The organism is Oleiphilus sp. HI0117 (genome assembly GCF_001635235.1).
In genome coordinates, this window is record NZ_LWGA01000427.1 from 1 (window position 1) to 570 (window position 570).

Below are 570 nucleotides of genomic sequence, written 5' to 3' on the forward strand. Positions count from 1 at the left end.
TTGTCAGTTTTGGTCAGAAGACTTGTTTGATTCGAGCGGAGGTCGATAAAGCTCATGTCGGGTATTAATTTATGCTTCGAGAAATCCAGATCTTTCTTCGCAAAGACCTCTCCGTCTGGCGCCTTGTATTCGACATATGCATTGTCATACTGATTTGATCGATTGAGGTTTATATAGTGGTGCTCTGAGTACAGCAACTCGTCACTGTCTAGCGAATACGCTTTGCCCTCAAACTGAACGACTTTGATATCGCTTGGCGCAGCTTGTAGCTGAGCGCAAAGCGAAGAGAGCACAAAGAAACTGGCAATTGAGAAACTGCTAATAGCTTGCATATTTGCCTCCTTGGGCTGGCAGATCCTCCTTTGGTGAAGAGGGGAAGATTGCAGTACACAGAACTCCGACTACGAACCATTCTAGGATGATGAAAATAAGGGAGGCGTCTGCAAAGTGAAGCGCGCCGAAGTGACGGCCTGCCAGGTATGAAGCGGGTCCGGAAATGCAACATAAGCAGATGAAAAAATATGGCTTGGCTAAAAACCATTGCAGCGACGAAAGCAGTGTGAGCGTAAA

Annotated in this window: 1 protein-coding gene and 1 pseudogene; both read right to left on the bottom strand. The window is 46.5% G+C overall.

Annotation, left to right across the window (positions count from 1 at the left end; translation table 11 throughout):
• Positions 1-332, bottom strand: a pseudogene (locus A3757_RS05025) (hypothetical protein); the annotation flags it as partial.
• Positions 319-570: DUF2878 family protein (locus A3757_RS25055; RefSeq protein ID WP_156506185.1), on the bottom strand; the 252-nt coding region annotated here is incomplete at its 5' end. The pseudogene A3757_RS05025 and the gene A3757_RS25055, both read right to left, overlap by 14 nt.